Origin of the sequence: Dietzia sp. DQ11-38-2 (assembly GCF_014145055.1) — a bacterium.
GTDB lineage: Bacteria > Actinomycetota > Actinomycetes > Mycobacteriales > Mycobacteriaceae > Dietzia.
The window spans coordinates 1-1,348 of the sequence record NZ_JAALDW010000464.1 but is presented as its reverse complement, the minus strand read 5'-3'; the positions used below and the strand labels follow the sequence as shown (position 1 = coordinate 1,348).

The 1,348-nt window shown below is 72.0% G+C and carries 2 protein-coding genes; both read right to left on the bottom strand.

The features are described 5' to 3' along the window. Window positions 1–185 (bottom strand): glycosyltransferase (locus G6026_RS17550; RefSeq protein WP_241728103.1); only part of this gene is annotated, 185 nt, incomplete at its 3' end. Window positions 186–197: 12 nt separating this feature from the next. Continuing rightward, the coding region (gene lnt, locus G6026_RS14615; RefSeq protein ID WP_182613610.1) for an apolipoprotein N-acyltransferase at window positions 198–1,348 on the bottom strand (1,151 nt) is incomplete at its 5' end.

Below are 1,348 nucleotides of genomic sequence, written 5' to 3'. Positions count from 1 at the left end.
TCGGCGGCGAGCCGGTCGGCGACCTCCCCGGTGCCGTCGGGGCTGTTGTCGTCCGCGATGAGGACCGCCACGTCGGGGGCTGACGCGAGCAGGCGCTCGACGACGCCCGGGAGGTTGTCGCGCTCGTCGTACGTGGGGATGATCACCAACGTCCGCGAGGACGCAGCTGCGGGTGGAGGCGCCATCGGATCGGTCACTTACGTCTCCTCGCACTCGGTCGCGGGTCGCCGCCGGGTGCGGATCAACGCCCATCCCAGGCCGACGAACCCGATGAGGCAGCTCACCATCTGCGGGATGCCGCCCAGTCGGGTTGCCATGGTACCGGCGGAGTCCGACTCGACCTGCGCCGACAGTGTCGCGGGCTCGAAGATCCCGGTCTTCTGGAGCACCTGACCGTCCGGGCCGATCACCGCGCTGACCCCGCTGGTCGCCGCGACGAGGACGGGGACGTGGTGCTCCACCGCCCGGACCCTCGACATGGCGAGCTGTTGGTAGCTCATCGGGGACCTGCCGAAGGTCGCGTTGTTCGTGGGCACCGTGAGGATCTGGGCTCCGCGGGCGACCGGTTCACGTGCCGCGGCGTCGAAGGCGATCTCGAAGCAAATGGCCACCCCGAAGTCGATCCCGGCCGCGGTCACCATCCCGTCGCCGTCGCCTGGGACGAAGTGCCCGGCGGTCCGGGCGATCGGGAACACGGCTTCGAGCGGCGCGCGCAGGGGCAACCACTCCCCGAACGGTTGGATGTACTTCTTGTCGTGGCGGTCGACCACGGGATCCGCGGCGGGCTCGGGCGATCGACCGTCCCAGACCAGGTAGGAGTTGGTGGCCTCGGGGCCGTCACCCACCCGCAGGACGGTGCCCACGAGGATCGGGGCGTCCAGTCGACGCGACAGGGCGGAGATCTGGGCGCCGGCCTGCCGGTCGGCCAGGGGCGAGATGTCGGAGGCGTTCTCCGGCCACAGCACCACATCCGGCCGGACCGCGGTTCCGGCCTCGACGTCGTCGGCGAGCTCCGCGGTCACCCGGAGGTGGTTCTCGAGTACAGCACGGCGCTGCGCGTTGAAGTCCAACCCGAGGCGCGGGACGTTGCCCTGGATCACGGCGATGTCGGCGGTCTCCCCGGTGCCCCGGGGCGTGGTGTCGAGTGCCGCCGCGGCGGCGAGTCCCGCGGTGACGAGGGGGACCACAAGGAGTCCGGTGGCCGAGCGCAGTGTCCCGCGCGGCGGCCGGTGCCGGCGAGCGAGTAGGAGGACGACGAGTCCGAGCGCGGTGCCCGTGCCCGCGACCGCGAAACCGAGCAGCGGGGTACCACCGAGCGCGGCCAACGGCAGCAACGGGCCGTCGGCCA